This window comes from Luteolibacter algae (assembly GCF_042683045.1).
Classification (GTDB): Bacteria; Verrucomicrobiota; Verrucomicrobiia; order Verrucomicrobiales; family Akkermansiaceae; genus Luteolibacter; species Luteolibacter algae.
Genome location: NZ_JBHUIT010000031.1, coordinates 276,586 through 293,888 on the forward strand (window position 1 = coordinate 276,586; position 17,303 = coordinate 293,888).

General features: G+C 52.6%; 17 protein-coding genes, 1 tRNA gene and 1 pseudogene. 10 read left to right on the forward strand and 9 right to left on the reverse strand.

Annotated features, from left to right (window positions below; all coding sequences use genetic code 11):
* Positions 1-12: 12 nt before the first annotated feature.
* Positions 13-3,117, reverse strand: a complete 3,105-nt coding sequence (locus ACFSSA_RS13470; RefSeq protein ID WP_386821037.1) for a nidogen-like domain-containing protein — start codon at positions 3,115-3,117, stop codon at positions 13-15.
* A 29-nt stretch (positions 3,118-3,146) separates the two neighbouring features.
* The gene (locus tag ACFSSA_RS13475) at positions 3,147-4,067 is read right to left on the reverse strand and encodes a hypothetical protein (RefSeq protein ID WP_386821039.1); all 921 of its coding nucleotides are present in this window, start codon (positions 4,065-4,067) and stop codon (positions 3,147-3,149) included.
* Positions 4,068-4,244: 177 nt separating this feature from the next.
* On the opposite strand from ACFSSA_RS13475, the gene ACFSSA_RS13480 reads away from it, so the two are divergent.
* On the forward strand, positions 4,245-4,814 hold the full coding sequence (locus ACFSSA_RS13480) for a tyrosine-type recombinase/integrase (RefSeq protein WP_386821040.1): 570 nt from the start codon (positions 4,245-4,247) through the stop codon (positions 4,812-4,814).
* Between the two features lie 118 nt (positions 4,815-4,932).
* On the opposite strand, the gene ACFSSA_RS13485 is transcribed toward ACFSSA_RS13480, so the two are convergent.
* Positions 4,933-5,097 carry a hypothetical protein gene (locus tag ACFSSA_RS13485; RefSeq protein ID WP_386821041.1) on the reverse strand — a complete coding sequence of 55 codons (165 nt, stop codon included), beginning with the start codon at positions 5,095-5,097 and terminating at the stop codon, positions 4,933-4,935.
* 533 nt (positions 5,098-5,630) lie between these two features.
* On the opposite strand from ACFSSA_RS13485, the gene ACFSSA_RS13490 reads away from it, so the two are divergent.
* On the forward strand, positions 5,631-5,975 hold the full coding sequence (locus ACFSSA_RS13490) for a plasmid mobilization protein (protein WP_386821043.1): 345 nt from the start codon (positions 5,631-5,633) through the stop codon (positions 5,973-5,975).
* Complete coding sequence (locus tag ACFSSA_RS13495; RefSeq protein ID WP_386821044.1) at positions 5,972-7,288, forward strand: relaxase/mobilization nuclease domain-containing protein; 1,317 nt, start codon at positions 5,972-5,974, stop codon at positions 7,286-7,288. The genes ACFSSA_RS13490 and ACFSSA_RS13495 overlap by 4 nt, the downstream gene beginning before the upstream one ends.
* Before the next feature lie 12 nt (positions 7,289-7,300).
* On the opposite strand, the gene ACFSSA_RS13500 is transcribed toward ACFSSA_RS13495, so the two are convergent.
* The gene (locus ACFSSA_RS13500; protein WP_386821045.1) at positions 7,301-7,972 is read right to left on the reverse strand and encodes a hypothetical protein; all 672 of its coding nucleotides are present in this window, start codon (positions 7,970-7,972) and stop codon (positions 7,301-7,303) included.
* A 684-nt stretch (positions 7,973-8,656) separates the two neighbouring features.
* Between ACFSSA_RS13500 and ACFSSA_RS13505 the strand changes: the two genes are divergently transcribed.
* Positions 8,657-10,720, forward strand: coding sequence for an ATP-binding protein (locus ACFSSA_RS13505; RefSeq protein ID WP_386821046.1), 2,064 nt, complete (start codon positions 8,657-8,659; stop codon positions 10,718-10,720).
* 84 nt (positions 10,721-10,804) lie between these two features.
* Here the strand turns inward: ACFSSA_RS13505 and ACFSSA_RS13510 are convergent, their stop codons facing one another.
* Together ACFSSA_RS13510 and ACFSSA_RS13515 are read right to left on the reverse strand one after the other, a co-directional pair.
* Complete coding sequence (locus ACFSSA_RS13510; protein ID WP_386821047.1) at positions 10,805-11,005, reverse strand: hypothetical protein; 201 nt, start codon at positions 11,003-11,005, stop codon at positions 10,805-10,807.
* 12 nt (positions 11,006-11,017) lie between these two features.
* Positions 11,018-11,572 (reverse strand): RNA polymerase sigma factor, encoded by a 555-nt coding sequence (locus ACFSSA_RS13515; protein ID WP_386821049.1) that lies wholly within the window; start codon positions 11,570-11,572, stop codon positions 11,018-11,020.
* A 565-nt stretch (positions 11,573-12,137) separates the two neighbouring features.
* On the opposite strand from ACFSSA_RS13515, the gene ACFSSA_RS13520 reads away from it, so the two are divergent.
* The 6 genes and pseudogenes from ACFSSA_RS13520 to ACFSSA_RS13545 all read left to right on the forward strand — a co-directional run.
* Complete coding sequence (locus tag ACFSSA_RS13520) at positions 12,138-12,671, forward strand: antirestriction protein ArdA (RefSeq protein WP_386821050.1); 534 nt, start codon at positions 12,138-12,140, stop codon at positions 12,669-12,671.
* 100 nt (positions 12,672-12,771) lie between these two features.
* A complete protein-coding gene (locus tag ACFSSA_RS13525) occupies positions 12,772-13,209 on the forward strand; it encodes a hypothetical protein (RefSeq protein WP_386821051.1) in 438 nt (145 codons plus the stop codon).
* Between the two features lie 85 nt (positions 13,210-13,294).
* Complete coding sequence (locus ACFSSA_RS13530) at positions 13,295-13,567, forward strand: hypothetical protein (protein WP_386821052.1); 273 nt, start codon at positions 13,295-13,297, stop codon at positions 13,565-13,567.
* 3 nt (positions 13,568-13,570) lie between these two features.
* On the forward strand, positions 13,571-13,867 hold the full coding sequence (locus ACFSSA_RS13535; RefSeq protein ID WP_386821053.1) for a hypothetical protein: 297 nt from the start codon (positions 13,571-13,573) through the stop codon (positions 13,865-13,867).
* Between the two features lie 115 nt (positions 13,868-13,982).
* Positions 13,983-14,303 carry a hypothetical protein gene (locus tag ACFSSA_RS13540; protein WP_386821054.1) on the forward strand — a complete coding sequence of 107 codons (321 nt, stop codon included), beginning with the start codon at positions 13,983-13,985 and terminating at the stop codon, positions 14,301-14,303.
* A 62-nt stretch (positions 14,304-14,365) separates the two neighbouring features.
* Positions 14,366-15,406, forward strand: a pseudogene (locus ACFSSA_RS13545) (recombinase family protein); the annotation flags it as partial.
* Between the two features lie 243 nt (positions 15,407-15,649).
* On the opposite strand, the gene ACFSSA_RS13550 reads toward ACFSSA_RS13545, so the two are convergent.
* The 3 genes from ACFSSA_RS13550 to argC all read right to left on the reverse strand — a co-directional run bounded on the left by ACFSSA_RS13550 (position 15,650) and on the right by argC (position 17,253).
* A complete protein-coding gene (locus ACFSSA_RS13550; protein WP_386821056.1) occupies positions 15,650-15,931 on the reverse strand; it encodes a hypothetical protein in 282 nt (93 codons plus the stop codon).
* 113 nt (positions 15,932-16,044) lie between these two features.
* Positions 16,045-16,134, reverse strand: a tRNA-Ser gene (locus tag ACFSSA_RS13555).
* A 75-nt stretch (positions 16,135-16,209) separates the two neighbouring features.
* Positions 16,210-17,253, reverse strand: coding sequence for an N-acetyl-gamma-glutamyl-phosphate reductase (argC, locus tag ACFSSA_RS13560; RefSeq protein WP_386821057.1), 1,044 nt, complete (start codon positions 17,251-17,253; stop codon positions 16,210-16,212).
* Positions 17,254-17,303: the final 50 nt, after the last annotated feature.

The following is a 17,303-nucleotide window of genomic DNA, read 5'->3' on the forward strand; positions in this document are numbered from 1 at the left end:
TAAAGAAATTGCTTAGATCGGTGTTGCTTCCGGTGGCTTGCGCAGCGTGATCGAGGGCGCGGTAGTATCCTGTGGATCGTTGGAGATGTTCGTCATGGACGGGTCGTTCGGAAACGCATCCAAGGAGTCATCGACACCATCGCCATCCGAGTCGGCGAGAAACGGATTGGTTCCATTGGCGATTTCATCGGCGTTGGAAACACCGTCGCCATCCACGTCCATATCGGTTGGTGAGAAGCCAAGAACGAGGCCAATCGAGTCATCGAGGCCATCAAGGTTGTGATCGCCGTCCAAGCTGGAGAGATCGGCAACCGTCGGATCGGTTCCAAGGATGATTTCATCGCCGTCTGGCAAGCCGTCCCCATCGGTATCATTCATATGCGGATCGGTCTGGTTCTGGTATTCCTCCAGATTGGTAAGGCCATCCGAGTCGACATCCGCCGAGGGATCGGTGATTCCATGCCAGCTCTCCCATGAATCCGCAATGCCGTTGGCATTCGCATCGATCACTTCGTCTGCACCGATGTCTGGAAGACCGTCGTAACGGCCTTCGCCATCGAAGTCATACTTCGAGTATTCGCTCAAGCTCCCGGAGTTGAAAGCCGGAGAGCTGTGATAGATGCCAAACCATGGAGTGAGTCCGACCTTGGAGCTTCCCTGATCCACTCCGTCGAGTAGCACATTCCCCGTGACCTCATCTCGTGTAATTGTTGATGCGAGGACGACTGAGGAAGTATTCCCGGAAATCTCCACACCCGAATGATTCGGGTTCCATACCAACGAATTGACCAAACGGATATCGTTGTTGTTTGAGGAGCTGTGGATACCCGGGCCTTCGGCAGCGTTATTGTATGCCAAAGTGCAGGATACAAGAGTCAGGTCACCGCTGCCGACATAAATGGCTCCTCCTTGGTCATTTGCGAAATTCTTTGTAAACAGGCACCCGACAACCCGGGGCTTGTTCCAACTGCTACTTTCCGAGACATACATACCCGCGCCATCATTGATCGTAGTGGTCGATCCGCCGTTGCAGATGGTGAAGCCCTCGATCACGCTTTCGCTGTAGAGGTCGACGACGCTGTCGCTCCGCCCCGTGCCGTCTATGACGGTGGCACGGGCACCGTCGCGGGAAAACAGATAGACGCGCTCGCCAAGATAAATATCCTCGTTGTAAGTTCCGGGAAGAACCTCGATAATATCGAAGTCGTTGGCTGCGCTGAGTGCCGATTGTATGTTCGATTTCTCAAAAGCGGTGTTTGAAGTGCCATCGACACGAAAATAGTTCACCTCGCCGACATCCGCGTCAGGGCTCACTGTGTTCTGTGTTATTGAATACAGTGGGAAGGATTGAGGATCGGCCGGATCGGAGCCGTGGTGATATTCAAAGATATTAGGAAACCCGTCACCGTCGAAGTCAGCCGAAGCCTCGAAATTCCCAGGAGAACCACCGAAATTCGCTTGCTCCCAACGATCGTCCATCCGGTCGCCATCGGCATCGGGTGTCACATTGACCAGGACGGGCAACGAGTCGTTGGTCTGTCCGTTATCTAGAAAGACGCGGGCAAACACCTGATGTTCCCCTCCCGGAACGTTTGACCAATTGGACCTGTATTCATCATTTGATGCGGTCGTATCCGTTCCGATGATCGTATCGCCGAAGCGAAACTCCACACGGTCGATGTCATCCGGCGTGTCGACAACCTTTGCCCGGAGGTAAGCGCCGGTCGAGGACAGGGTTTCGCCCTGCCAGAGCGTGTAGCCGGAGTTGGGCTCAGTTACTTTGGCGTATGGGATATTCACTTCGACAGGAACGTTCCAAGGCGAAGTGCCAGTGCCGCCGTGGGTGATGTCGATTGAGCCGGTGTAGGTTCCGGGGATGATGTTTCCTGCTTCGAAAGTTGCGGTGAGTTGCGTTGCCGCACCGTTTGGAGCACTGCCGCTGAGCGGCGACAGCGTGAAAAGCGTATTCGTCGGGTTGAATCGAATCGCGTAGCTGTTCTGGAGAGTGATCTGGTTCGCTACGTCTGTGTTGTAACGAAGCTGGATACCTTGGTTCCGGAAGACGTTTTGGATACCCACCGAGCATTCATCGAGATCACCATTCATCTGCTTGTAGTGGAACTCTACCGAACCATCCGCGTTGAGAACGATCTGGAAGGTGTTTGCGCCGCTTCCGTCGTCTTTGGCCACGGCCTCATACTGGACGATCAGTCGGGTGGCCTCCTCCTTGTAGTAAATATCACCTCCATCGCCAGTGTGAAGGTCGTCCCAAAAGGGAGCAATCACACCATAAGGGCTACCGTAATCAGGCAGCTCGTCATTGCTGCTGTCGTTGTATTCCTGCCTGAAGTTCAGATACCCGTTGGAAGAGACCCAGACCTCGCTGTGATCCCTGCCGTAATAGGGAAATACATATTGCGACAAGGTGATTTTTTCTGAGTCGCTATCGACATCAGCGATGGCAGAGAGTGCGGTGCCGGTGGTGCTGATGTCCGTCCAAGTGTAGGAAGCTGTTCCAGTTAGCGAATCCTCCCATGAATAGCCCGCAGCCGTGTCACCGGCGATAGTGATGGAGTAGTTCGCCGCAGTGGCTGTCGGATTGTTCAGGTAGAGGCTGCGGATCTCCTGAGTGCCCCAATCCAGTGTCACTTCAAGCGGATTCGGAAACACCGCGATTTCCGAATCCCAGAAAAGCTCCCAGTCGTCAGGGATTCCGTTGGAATTCAAATCCGAAGCGGCAAACGGATCGCTCTCCTGAATCAACTCGTTCCAGTTGCTGATATTATCACCATCGAAATCATCGGCCATCGGATCGACGGTTGGAACGTCGGTGTGTCTTAGGCGCAGGAAAAGCTTGTCGGCATTCGTGCTGAACCCCCATTGTACAACCCCTTCCTGACCAGCTTCAATGAGCGGCAGGTATTGCCAGGAAACCAAATCCTCCGATTGTTGGATGAAATACGTCCTGCCGGAACGTCCCCACCAGGAAAATGAGTAGGCATTCGCCGCAGGATCATGGGTGAGCTGCGAACCCTCGTTGAGGTCGCTGGCAGTTTGTCCGTGAGCCATTCCCGCAAACATCGTGATGGCGAGCGTAATGGAAGTAAAATGTCTCATGCAGATCATCTTGCGGTCAATGGATTCGTTCAGCGCTCTCCCTGCTCCTGGTGGATACTGCCCCGTATTGGCCAGAAATTGATGATGGTATCTTTGGGTTTCTCGGGATTTGCCGCCTCGTAACGTTTGCGGGCGGCATTGAGAGCTTCCCTTCGTTGATACTCGGTTTTCAGTCTTTTCTCATTCGCCTGATAATAGGCGTGAAGTGCGCTGATCTGCCCGAAAACCTCGTCCCGCTCCACGATGGACGGATCATCGGAAACCACGGCATACTCGACCGACCCCGGTGTGAATTCAGGCATCTGTGGAATCTGCCTTTCGACGTAGCCTTCCAGATTCCGCTCCTTTGCAAAACGGTTGCGCTCGGCAAGCGCGTCAGTGCTCTCGTTTCCAATTCCCATGAAAAAGGAGTAATTGGTGTCATCAGTCTCAAAGCTTCCGAAGCCCCCCATAAAGTTGAAGTCAACATTGCTGTAGGCCAGAAAACGCTCGTCCCCGTGCCTCCATCGCAACTCGGTGAATTTTCGGTCGTAGACCGTGGCCGAAAGTGAGATAAACTTATATTCTTTGGACTCAGACTGGATAAACTGCTCGCGTATCTCCTCAGGCTGACCGGCATCTTCTTCAACTGCGCCGTCTGCCGGAACGCTTTTCTCGGGCGGTGAGACACGGTTCATGATGATCTTTCGCTCACCCAGATCCACCACCTTACGATCTATGACCTTGTAGTTCAACTGGCTGGTGAGTTGCTCAACGCGTTCTTCTTTTCGCTGCTCCATAGCCTCGAATTTCTGCTGAACGAGCGCATCTGCCTGCGCGTCACTAAGCTCCCAGGACAAAGACTTCGCTTCACTCGACTCGACGACCTGCCGGGCGGATTCACTTTTCTCTTGGGAGAAAAGCGGGAGGCCGACCGCGAGCATGGGCAACGCGATGATGATCTTCTTCATGTGGTTTCGATTTTTTCGGAAATATTTTGGATGTCCATCTTCATTTCTGGAGACTTTGAAACAGTTTCGTCGCTGTCGCGTTCTATTCAGCGAAAACGGGCAGACAGTGACTTCTGGCGACCGCTCCTGTATGGTGAAACAGAATTACACATTCTGTTTCAATGTTACGAGGTTTCATTGTCCCTTTTCGACCGCGATGGTAAGCGCAAATACCTGAATCCAACGGAGCGTCTTCGCTTCTATCGGTCTGTCCGCAGAGCGGACTGTCCGATGGAAAGAGCCTTTTTCCTGACGCTCTTTTTCACGGGTTGCCGACTTTCGGAAGCCCTCAATCTTCGTGCGGAAGACGTGGACTTTTCAGAGAAAGTTCTGATCTTCCGCACCCTCAAGCAACGACGCTCGATCAGGTATCGAGCTATTCAAATCCCAGAGGAGCTGCTGGAATCCTTCTCTGTGCTGTTCACAGGAGGCTGCTCCGAAAATGATCAGACCATCTGGTCTTGGTCGAGGACGACCGCATGGCGCAAAGTCGGCGCTCGGATGGAATCCGTGAAGCTGGACGGTGTGAAGGCGACCGCCAAAGGGCTGCGCCATGGGTTCGCCATCGCGAACATATCGGAAGGCGTTCCGATCACGACGGTGCAAAAGTGGATGGGACACAGCCAGCTCCGCACGACGAGCATCTACCTCGACTTCATTGGAGCCGATGAGCGCAAACTCGCTCGGAGGGCATGGCCGAAAAACTGAGTTCAGCCTTGCTGTTGGATCGCCATGGAGCTACTCAAGACGTGAAACAGAATGTGTAATTCTGTTTCAACGGCAAAGCCTTTCCACCTTGCAGGTAATAACGCTCGGAAAGCCTCTTTTATCCGAAAGCCCATTTTGGTTTCAGCGGCCCGAATGCGGGTGAAGGCGTTTCCACGACTTGCTGACTTTCGAGAAGGATCAGCAGAAACATGATCCAGAGAAACCACTCGTCTTCTTTTTTGCGTTCCGCTTCGCGGTTGAATCTGTGGTTCAGCTTCGTCATGCTATCCTCCTGTAATCGTTGTGTTCTTTCTTGCGTTAGACGCAGGCGAAAGAATCCAAGGCCGAGAAAGAAGGAACCCGCTTGCGGGGTCTAACATCGAGGTGCAGGGCTTGTCCCTTTCCTCTTGATCGGATTGGAAAAAATCGACTTGTGTGACGCATCGAACACATCTCATGGCGGATTGCCATTGGCGGGGTGTCCACGGTATTCCGAGTCGTGTGGTGTCGCTGAATGAAACGATACGGGTCGTAGTGTTATCCGGTGGTGCGGACAATTTATCAGCACGAGGGAGACGGACTTCCGAGAACAAGTGGCGCATCCGTTAACCTTTTGTGAATCTTCTCGGGTTACGATGGCGCGAATTGGGAAGTCTCCCGGATGGGCGGATAGCGAGATGCGTTTATGTAAACAAAAACTGTCTCGGCAAGGGGGTGATAACCTCCCCCGTTGCATCCCCACGGTGGTCGCGTCGGCACATCGAGTGCCCTCCGCAACCCGCTCCCGCGAGGCTGATTTTTTGAAAGGACTATCTCATGGCTCGCCCAACAAAAAATGCAGACCGACGGCTCAGCCGTCATGTCATATTCCGTCTCACCGACGAGGAATATGCGAGCCTGCACGACAAGGCCGTGCTGGCTGGTTTGTCAACGAACGAGCTTGCCCGTCGTCTGACAAACAAGGGAAAGCGGAAGCTCGTGGTCAAGACCCACAAGCGTGTTGATCCCGCTTTCCTCAAACGCATCGACCGCATCGGTCAGAACCTCAACCAGCTCGTCAAGAACGCCCACATCTACGGGCGTGTCTCTTCGCAGGTCGATACGCTTGCCACCACCATTGACGAGATCATCCACCATGCCCTGCACGAAGAAAACGAATGATCCCGAAAATCACCAAAGGCGGAATCAGCTTCAAGAGCGCACTCCAGTATTACCTCCATGATAAGGAGGCCGATACCCAGGAGCGCGTTGAGTGGGCGCAGACCGAGAACATGCGGACGGAAGACCCTCAGAAGGCGTGGCGCGTGATGGCCTACACGGCCAAAGAGCAAGACCGCCTCAAGGAAGCCTCGGGGCAGTCCCGTGCAGGACGAAAACTGGAGAAGCCCGTTTTCGCCTACTCGCTCGCATGGCATCCCGAGCAGAAGCCCAACAAGGCGCACATGCTCGAAACCGCCCGTGAATCCCTCCAGATGATGGGACTCAGCGAACACGAGTGCGTGATCGTCGCCCACAGGGATGAGCCACAAAAACATGTCCACGTTATTGTAAACCGCGTTCACCCCATCACGGGGCTTGCCGGAGACGTGCGGAACTCGAAACGGAAGTTCTCGGATTTCGCCCGCGAGTATGAGCGCAAGAACGGCAAAATCTACTGCGAGCGCAGGGAGAAGAACGCGAAGAAGCGCGAGAAAGGGGAAAAAACACGTTACGGAGATCCGGTGATCGTGGAGGCATGGCACTCCAGCCGCGACGGAAAGGAATTCGTCGCGGCACTGGAGCGTGAGGGATACGCCCTCGCGCAGGGTCGCAAGCGTCCCGTCGTGGTCGATGTCCACGGCAAGGCGCACAATCCCACACGTCAGCTTGAAGGCGTGAAAGCGAAGGAGTTCAGGGAGAAACTGGGCGACCTCGATCTTGAAAAACTTCCGTCAGTCGATGAAGTGATCGACAGAGCAAGGACTCACGACCCGGAGAAGGAAAAGAGGCTGGAAGCGTTTGAAATTCTCGCCGCACGGCAACTCGAAAACATGCTCGCCAAACACCGCAACGAGCAGGACAAGCTCAAACTGAAACACCGCTACCAGTTCGAGTCGGACAAAGAGCAGTTGGTGAAGCACTACCAGCTTCGTGAACAGAAACGCGAGATTGAGAAACAAGCAGCCAAGGTGAAGGACACCAACTGGTGGAAACGCCTGTTCGGCGTGACACGCAAAGAACAGCAGCAGCTTAACGGTCAGATCTTGAGTTTCAGGAGTTCACGAGAGCGATATCGCGAACAGCTCAAGACGACCACTGGAAAACGGGAACGAGAGAAAAGACGGCTGAAGCAAATCCACGAGAAAGAACAAGCGCGACTTAAAGCGAGCATCGAGCGAGAGCGGAAGTCGGAGCGTTACTCGATCCGCCTTCAGGAGCCGGAATTGGCTCGAAGCCACTCACGCTCACGGGATGATTTCGGGTATGAGCGGTGAGCGAACCGAACTCTATTCTGACCGGAAATAGGCTGGCCAATTCTGTGCCTCTGCTTCGCGAGCTTGTGCTCGAAGCATTGCGAGGGCTTCGGGAACGGCCTCCCACATGGATCGGTATTGGTGAGCGTAATAAAAACCTTCCAGATCGCTGCCGCTCACAATTCCAAAAAACGGCTTCTCAGGTTCAGGCTCTGGGAGATGAGGATTAAGAAGATACTTTGCGATGCGCGGCTTGGAGAGGCAATCACCGATGGCAACACCTGCTTCATCCTCCTTCCCGGCACCTAGTAAGGCCAGTGGGTAAAGATAATTGGCACTGTGAAAAGTATCCTCAAATCGTTCATCCTCAAATAATTCTACAGCTTTTTGATAGAATCCCTGTTTCAATAAATATCTGGGCAATTCCAAGCGGGCACCCATTCGGTCCTCGAAGTCATAATCAAGCATCTGAAATCCAGTTGTAATGGCTGCTAAGAATTCGTTTATGCATGCTTGCGCGATCATAAGCTGATACAAACAGCGGAGAAATGGCCGATTTTCGACGAAACCACCAGGAATTTGATGGTTTCCTTCTTTGAAATCTGAAGGGAATGCCGAACGAGCCAAACTCACGGCTGTCTGAGCTAAAGCAAATGCATCAAGCGTCTTCCCCTCATTCAGTTTACAAGAGGCGTAGTGGTTCATGGCATCAAAGTGCCAAGGATACCGATTGAGAAATTTTCTCAACTCAGACGTGAGCCCCCGAAGGCCTCTCCATTCTTCGAGAATTTGGTCGAACCGGAGGGTGACTTCGTAAGCTTCCTCAGACTCTCGAAAGAGCCATTCTGATTCGACTGTTTGTGTGCGAACAAGTAAATATCGTGGAGTGATGAGCTTCATCGTGGGCATATTAGCATAGGGGTTCACGGTAGAGACAGTGCCGAAGTGACAAAACCGGTAACAAGCTAGCCACCATAGGGTGATTGACCGGACTTGATCAGCAGGTTCCTTACCTGCCTCCCTGTCCTTGTTCGCGGCCTTTCTCCAGAATTGACCCATAAGGCCGGAATCGCTTTTTGGGCGTTACGATTCAAGTGCAACTCTCCCCCGTCGTCAGCAGGAGCTTCATCTTGCGGAACCACCGAAACAGGAACGAAGGCAGTCACGTTTGCGAGACGGTTTGGATGCAGTGGCAAAACGTGCGTTTGGGAAAGTTCGTCGAAAAATTTCCTAGAATGGAGATGGAAAATACGAAAAAGGAGCTACGGTGCGATTTACAGGCGCAATCAAACCCAGTAAAAGTGGCTAGAAAAAATTGGGTGACTGAGTTTCGAGAACAACAATAGACTCTCGTGATTTGCCCCACCGCCTTAGATCCAAGCTTCTCCCATGTCAAATCTACACCTCCAGACCAACTTGAGCGGGCGCTTGAGGAACACATCGCTGCCTCAAAGCAGCGGGCTTCTACCGCTGTTTGAAGCAGTCGTGAATTCGATTCATGCTATCGAGGAAACCGGTAAAGAAATCGACCAAGGCACGATTCGTGTCAAGATTCTGAGAAATGATCGGACTGAGGATCTTAAGCTAAACGACTCGAAGAAGCCGGGTCGCGAAGCAAAGGAAGAAATTTACGGCTTCGTTGTTAGCGATAACGGTATTGGCTTCAACGATACCAATATGACCTCGTTTCAGACTCTCGATTCCGATCACAAAGTCGAGATTGGGGGGCGAGGTGTGGGACGATTGCTTTGGCTCAAAGCGTTTACTTCAATCAAGGTGAAGAGTTTTTTCCAAGATAAGGATGGTGAGCTTTGCCGTCGGACTTTCAAGTTCTCGGAGGTTGAAGCCGTCTCTGACCTGAATGAAGAACATTCAGAAGATGGCAGCACTACAGGTTCGTTTGTCGAACTCGAAGGGTTTAAATCCCGCTATCGCAAGGCCAGCAAGAAAACAGGTAAAGCAATTGCCGAGGCGATTGTGGAGCACTGCCTTTGGTATTTCCTGAGGCCGGGTGGTGCACCAGATATCCGTGTTGAGGACGAAGACGAGAGCTTTCTCATATCTGAGAATTTCGAAGATTTACTAGTAGATACTCCGACCCCAGAAACAATCAAAGTAAAGGGTCAGGAATTCGATCTCGTACACGTAAAAAGAACGACCGCGACAAACACAGGTCATTCTTTGGTTTTTTGTGCCGACAAACGCGTTGTCGACGAGGAAAAAATCAGCGGGAAGGTACCAGGGCTCCATGGAAAAATCCATGAAGGCGACCAGAGCTATTTTTATTCTTGTTACGTCAGCTCCAAATTTTTGGATGCCAATGTGAGATCGGAGCGAACCGGATTTGATATTCCTGAAACAGTCGAGGAGTTATTCGAGGACTCAGAAGTGACCTTCGAAAATATCAAGGAAGCCGTTACAGAAAAAATCGGTGACCACCTCAAATCTCAGCTTTCGAAGAATCGTGAGAGTTCACGCGAGCGCATCGACACTTTTATCGCCAATCGCGCACCAAGATATCGACCAATATTATCACGCATCTCAGAGGAACAACTCGATATTGATCCATCCGCTTCAGACAAAGAGGTCGAGCTGACACTTCATAAACACTTGGCCAGTCTTGAGGCAGAGCTTCTAAATGATGGACACGACATTTTGTCCGCAAGTCCAGGAGATGACTTCGATGATTATGAGAGTCGTTTAAAAGATTACTTATCAAAAGCCGAGGATATTAAGCGTTCAGATCTAGCAGGATACGTCTCTCATCGGCGGGTCATCCTGGATCTTCTTCAAAAGGCAATACAGACTGACTCTCACGGAAAGTATTCGCGTGAAGACCTGATTCATAAACTGATCATGCCTATGCAGACAGACTCAAATGAAGCAGCCTTGAACGCGGGAAATTTGTGGCTGATAGATGAGCGGCTCGCTTTTCACAACTACCTAGCTTCGGACAAGACCATCCGCTCGATGCCAATCACTGGTGCAACTGAAACCAAGGAGCCTGACATCTGCTCACTTAACGTGTTTGATGTGCCAGTTCTTTTTTCAGATTCAAGCACGCTTCCACCCGCTTCTCTTGAGGTCATTGAACTCAAAAGACCCATGCGAAACGATGTTCGCTCGGGGGAGGATAAAGATCCGATCGAACAGGCTCTTCGCTACCTCGACCGGATACGGCTCGGTGAGATAACCACGGCTACTGGAAGGCCAATCACCGGTTCACAAGACATTCCTGGATTTTGTTACATCATAGCAGACATTACGAAAACTATGATTTACCAGTGTGAAAAAATCCATGACCTGACTAGAACTTCAGACGGAAGTGGATACTTTGGTTACAAGAAGAGCCTAAAGGCATACATTGAGGTCATTAGCTTTGATCGCCTTCTACAAATGTCTAAAGAAAGAAATAGGGCGTTCTTCGACAAACTTGGACTGCCTTCCGCTTAAAGTTGTATTTACGGATCATGAAGGAAACACCCCGTGACGGCAGGCCGTCACGGGGTGTTTGAGGAGATCGGGTTAGCACGTTGATCAACTGCCTCCGCGACCTTCGCGGTCATGACCTTTCTCAAGATCAAATTCCTGCGAGAGAAACTGCTCTTTTTGAGCATCGAGATTCTGGTGCAGCTCTTCGCGTTTTTCAGGAGACAGTTGCACTCCGAAATTTGCGATCAGGCTATCGACTTCTTTTGCCTCGAACTGAGGGCTTGGGACACTTTGTGAATCATTCATAATGGTAGTTGGTTAGCGGTTGATAAATTTGGCGATGCAGTCGCGGCCATGGGCGACCCAATCACAGGCAGTGGAACTGGAAACTCCCGTTTTCTCCTCAATCTCGGCGAAGGTAAATCCGTAGCGAGCGTGAAGCCAAAGGACTTCTTTTTGTTCCTCTGTCAGATCAATGCCGGGATACTCCGACCAGAATTTTTCTTTGAGAGCGATTTCTTCCGCATCGGTGTAAGCGTCAGGTGTCATTGGTCTGGTCACTGGTTCGGGCGGTGAATCCGACAAGGTTTCTCCGCGTCTGACCATCCGGCGGTAGTGGTCGATGAAAAGCTGGTAGGCTTTCTTTCTGAGCAAAGGGAGCGATCCGATTTGATCTTCCTTGAAACGGAGGAGCACATACTGCCAGAGATCTTGCAGCAGGTTTTCCGCGTCCTGCCACTGGCGTGTCAGTCCGTAGAGGTAGTTCTGAAGGTAGCCGTGGTATTCGTCGATTGACTGCTTTACGGCCACCTTACGTCGCTCGAAGACCGCTTCGCGTGCCTCCTTCGTGTTGGCTGTTTCTGGATATTCCATGGTTGGTGTGAGCATTTCACCAAAGGAACGATGGTGGTGGCAGGTTTATCCGGCAGATTTTCATTTTTTTGATTTTTTCTTCAAAGGGGGGAAAGCCTTCCCCTCGGGCTTACTGCCGTGCAGCCCTACCCCTTCTCCTGAAAGGCTAACGCCTCTCAAACTCTCTGGAGTGGCGGCGTTAGGCGCACAGGGTTAGCTGACTAACAGGTCTGTTTGCTCCGCACCCCGTGGACACCAAAAGCCCGCCGTTCCCTCATGCTTCGTGTGCCGGACGGTCTTATCGTGCCTCACCCCTCCGGTGGAAAAGTCAGCGTTCTTTTGTCCGATGGCAGTGCCAACCGACGAACGGTTTTTGCCAGAAGACGAACTGATCTGGCTAAGGGCTGGCTGCCCTCGCGACCGTCAAGGGCATCCCAAAATTGTCCTCGTCACTACGCTCTTGCGGGACTTTTCGGAGCCTCCCTTGACGTTGCTACCCCGCTTCTCGGCGAAGGCCAAGGTTTCATGCGCGGGGCGATGAAGCCCAGTGGCTTATCTAAGAAACAAGAACTGAAAGGAACCTGATATGACAAACGACACACCTAGAATTTACGTGGCTTGCCTTGCCAGCTATAACGCCGGAATCCTGCACGGAAACTGGATCGACCTCGACGGAACGGAAGACCTCGAAGAGCGGATTTCTGAAATCCTCGAAGCTTCACCAGAAGAGGACGCCGAAGAATGGGCGGTGCATGACTATGAGTTTTGCGGCCAACTTTCCGAGTATCCCGGAACCGATACCTTGAACGCGATTCAGGAGGCATACGAGAAAGTCGAAGCCGAGGGGATCGACTGGGAAATATTCTGCGAATTCTGCGCCCACAGAGGGCACGACATTGAAGCCGGACAGGTTGAAATATTTAGCGAAGCATACGCAGGGACAGCGGACTCACTGGAAAACTGGTGCATCGAGTTTCTTGAGGAAACCGGGCAACTGGAATCCATCCCTGAGAATCTGCGTCACTACTTCGATTATGCGGCATTCGCCCGCGACATGGAAATCAGCGACGTGTTCACCATCGAACACAACAGCGAAACCCTCGTTTTCTGGAATCACTGAAAACCACTCCCAAGGGGGAGGCTTCGCGCCTCTCCCTTTTTTCGCCCCATTTGCCGTTGGTTCGGTCACGGGGTGCAACCAACGAACAAAGGAGAGAAAAATGTTACCACAACAGGAAGAGCAACAGAGCCGCCCTAGCACCTACAGCCCCGGCCACCCATGGTTCTACCTTTTGGGTGGAAGAGTGCTAACCCCGAAAGAAATCAGGGAGAGCGTCCGGGAATCTGGTTACAATGGCTGGAGAGCGGACGAACTCGACAAACTGGAGGCTAAAGCGGAGCCGCAACGCTCGCAGGGCTTGCGAAAGCTTCGCGCCATTGTCCTTGCCGAACTGGCGGGCGATCTGAGCCGCTATCGCCAAGTTGCTTTGGAACTGCACCGCTACCGCCGAAGAACCGCAGGTCAAGAGCTTCCCTGTCACGCTGTCCACACGAGCGTGAGCCTGAAACACAACCACCTTTACAACGACTTCGCGCACTTGATCGCCATTGACGACCTGCTTGCCCAGCAGCCGGATTTGTTTGGATTGCTTGTTTAAATCACAATGTGGGCAATATAGCTTTGCCCACATTGACTTTTCCCCACCAATTTGCTACACTGGAATCAGAAAGTGAGGAAAAGCTATGGATCAAACCACACATCAAATCAGACCGGACGCAAAAGGCCGGATCAATCTTGGGAAACTAGCCGAGGGAATCAGCAGTTTTCGCGCACACAGAACCGAGGAGGGCAATATCGTGCTCGAACCCTATTCGGAGATCCCTACCCGTGAAAAATGGCTCTTCGACAATCCTCAGGCTCTTGAGGCCGTAAAGGTCGGACTGGCACAAGCTGCCTCCGGCGAGACAAGCTCGCTCGGCAGCTTTGCCGAACACGCTGACGAGGACATCGACTGATTCATGTCCTTTCAGCTCAAATTCACGGCACAGGCCGAAGCCGATTTCAAATCACTTGAGGGGGACAAGAGCCTCCTCAAGCGACTCAAGGCCGTTAGGAAGGCTTTGGGCTATCTCGAAGTGAATCCGAGACACCCCGGTCTGAACACCCACAAATACAGCTCTCTCTCCGGTCCGAACGGGGAGGAGATTTTTGAGGCTTACGCGGAAAACAGGACACCCGCCGCCTACCGCATTTTCTGGTTCTACGGACCTCAGAAAAAAGAAATCACGGTCATCGCTATCACGCCGCATCCGTGACCGTTTTCGGCATCCTTGATGCGGTTGGCAGCTGCGCTTTAAGAACGGGCGGCGTTCGTTTTGATGCAAACCGTGCCGGATGTGCGCCCGCCCATAGTCGTTCTACAGAACGACTATGGTTTGCTCTCTGACAAAATCCCCGACTTCCGACCCCGCCCGCATGGAGCGCATCGGAGAGTTGTTGGCACGCGCCGTCGCCCGACGCTGCCGCAGGGAAGAGCTTGAAAAAGCGCGTCAGAACCAGAAGAGAATCGCCGAAGACGCCGACCCCATTCTGATCTTCATCGCCCAAGTGGGGGAATGCTCACCTCTCGAAGTGCGCGAACGGTTTTCCCTTTCCCGCTCGACCGCGTTCCGCCGTCTCGATGCAATGGTCAAAAGCGGCCATCTTGCCAAATCAGGCAGCACTAGAAACACCCGCTATGCGGTAATTTAAGAGTCTTTCGGCCTTGTAGGTTCGCTCATATCTGATTCACTTTGTGAAATTAGATACGAACTATGAACACCGAACGAAAACAAGCCGTCAGAGCGGCCATTTATTGCCGATGCTCCACCGATGAGCAGTGGCAGGGCAAGGATTTCAGCACCTTGGAATCCCAAGCGAGCATCTGCAAACATGCGGTCGCCATGAAAGAACCCGACGGCTGGACGTTGGGACAGATCTTCGAGGATGGAGGATACTCGGGCGGATCAATCGAGCGACCGGGCTTGCAAGAACTCGTTGCCGAGATCGAAGCCGGACGCATCCAGGCCGTCATCGTCTATCGGCTAGACCGCCTCACTCGATCCATCGCCGACTTCTACGAACTCTGGAAACTCTTCGAGCTTCACGGAGTGGTGTTCGTTTCGGCTACCGAGGCTTTCTCCACTGACACGCCGACCGGAGAATTGTTTCTCAATCTCTTGCTTTCACTCGCACAATGGGAACGTCAGCTCACACGCCGAAGGGTTTCCGACAAGATTGCCGAGCGCAGCAAGCGCGGCTACTGGAACGGTGGTAATCCGCCTTTCGGCTACGACTACGCGAGCGATCAGAAATTGCTCGTCCCTCACCCGAGCGAAGCCCCCATCGTGAAGAATATCTTCACCCTGATTTCACGCTACGGAACGCCTATCGAAGTTGCAAAGCAACTCAACGATGATGGCATCACCACCAAGGCTCGGACGACCACGACCAAGGAAGGAAAAACCAAGCACATCGGCGGGAAGCAGTGGGTCGGCCAGAACGTCACCCGACTGATCCGCAACCCGCTTTACAAAGGAATCATCGCCCATAACGACGCGGAATATCCCGGTCGCCACGAGGCCATCGTGACAAAGGATGCGTGGGAAAAAGCTAATAAGAGCCTTGTCGAGAAGAAGGTGCCGCAATCGGCAACTCGCCGAGCGAACCGACACGAAATGCTCCTCAAGGGATTGCTCAGGTGCGATCATTGCGGGAAGCATCTCATCCCAAAGCCTGCCGGAAAGAAGGACAAAGATGGTAATCCTTACCTCTATTATGTTTGTGGCGACCTCAACAAACACGGCAAGGACACCGCCTGCCCGCTGCGGAATATTCCCGCCCGAGCCTTCGAGGATTTTGTTCTCAAACTCCTGTCCGAACTCGGAAAGCATCCCGAGATCGTCCGCTCAACAGCGGAATCGGCTCGCAAGGATCATCTGAAAGCGGTCAAGCCTTTCGAGGCAAAACTCAAGAAGACCGTTAAGGAGCTGGGCGACGTTTCCACCGAAGTGGCGCGGCTCATCGACATGGCCAAGCGTCCTGAAATGAAAGACCTTTCATCGGACTTCATGGAAGAAGCCAACGCGCTTGGTAAGCGCAAGAGCGACCTGCAAGTCGTAAGACAGAAGCTCCAGATGGAAATCGACTACCGCCGGAACCTCGTCACCGACGAGGCGATCATTTGCGAGAAGCTCACCGACTTCACGTCCCTCTTCGGAGAGCTGACATTCGAGGAGCAGAGCGAACTTCTGAGCCTCATTTTGAAGGAAATTCGGGTATCGCGATTTGACCCGAAAAAGGACAAGCACCAGTGCGACGACGAGGCTTTCGTGACCCAAATGCGAACTTCGTGGTATCGCGTGGATTTGCGCCTCTTCTCCATCTCCTTGTCTATCAAGGATATGCTGGGAAAAAATAAGCCCGTATCGCAAGTTCGCAATACGGGCAAAAATGGCGGACAGAGAGGGATTCGAACCCTCGGTAACATTGCTGCTACACACGCTTTCCAAGCGTGCTCATTCGACCACTCTGACATCTGTCCTTGGAGGGCGGGACGCTATGGAGGACCCAGCCGTTGGGCAAGCTCATTTTTGAATAAATCGTAAAATAAATTTACTCACCAGTTTTCGAGCCCCGTTCGCTGATCGAATCCATGCATGATATTGAAGCTCTGGATTGCCTGTCCGCCAGCTCCTTTGCAGAGATTGTCCTCGGCGCTCATCAGGATTACGCGATTTGTGCGTGAATCAATCTCGAAGCCGATATCGATGAAGTTGGTGCGGGTTACCATTTTCGTATCCGCAGCTTTGCCCCGCCCGAGAAGGCGGACGAATGCCGCATCCGCATAAGCTGATTCCAGTGCTTGTTCGATTTGCTCTGCACTCACGCCGGGTTTCAGCCTTGCAGTGGTGGAGGTGACGATGCCGGAATTCACAGGAATCAGATGCGGGATGAAGGAAATGGTCACATTTTCTGCCGCGGCGATGCTGAGCTCTTGTTCGATTTCCGAAAGGTGGCGGTGTTTGGGCACCCCGTAGGCCCGGGCGCTCTCATTGCATTCACAGAATAGAAGCGTGAGATCTGCTTTGCGTCCTGCTCCACTGACGCCGCTCATTGAGTTTGCAACAATCGTGCTGTGATCAATCAGATCGTTTCGTAGCAGGGGAAGCAGTGGGAGGATGATACTTGTCGGGTAACAGCCGGGGGATGCGATGAGCTTCGCATTTTTAATCTGTTCCTCCCGAATTTCCGGGAGCCCGTAGACTGCCTCTTCCAGGAGATCTGTGGCGGGATGAGGGTGTCCGTAAAATTCCTCATAGACCTGTGGGGAGCGGAGACGGAAATCCGCGCTAAGATCAATGATCTTGAGTCCGCGCTCAAGCAAGGCACGGGCGATTTCTGCAGCGACTCCGTGGGGCAAAGCCAAAAAGGCAACCTCCGCGCCAGTGGATGCAATCAGATCGGGATCCGGCTCACAGAAAGTAAGAGCGGCTGAGCGGGCTTTGGAAAATCTCGGAAATACCTCGTCCAATCTCTTTCCTGCTTCTGCCCGGGAGGTCACTGCGGTGAGCTCGACAGCTGGATGGGTTAGGAGCGTGCGGAGAAGTTCCATTCCGGTGTATCCGCTGGCTCCTACGATGGCTGTTTTGATTCTGTTCACGACAAATACATTTCACGATTTTACAGGCTTGCCAATCGGCGAATCGATTG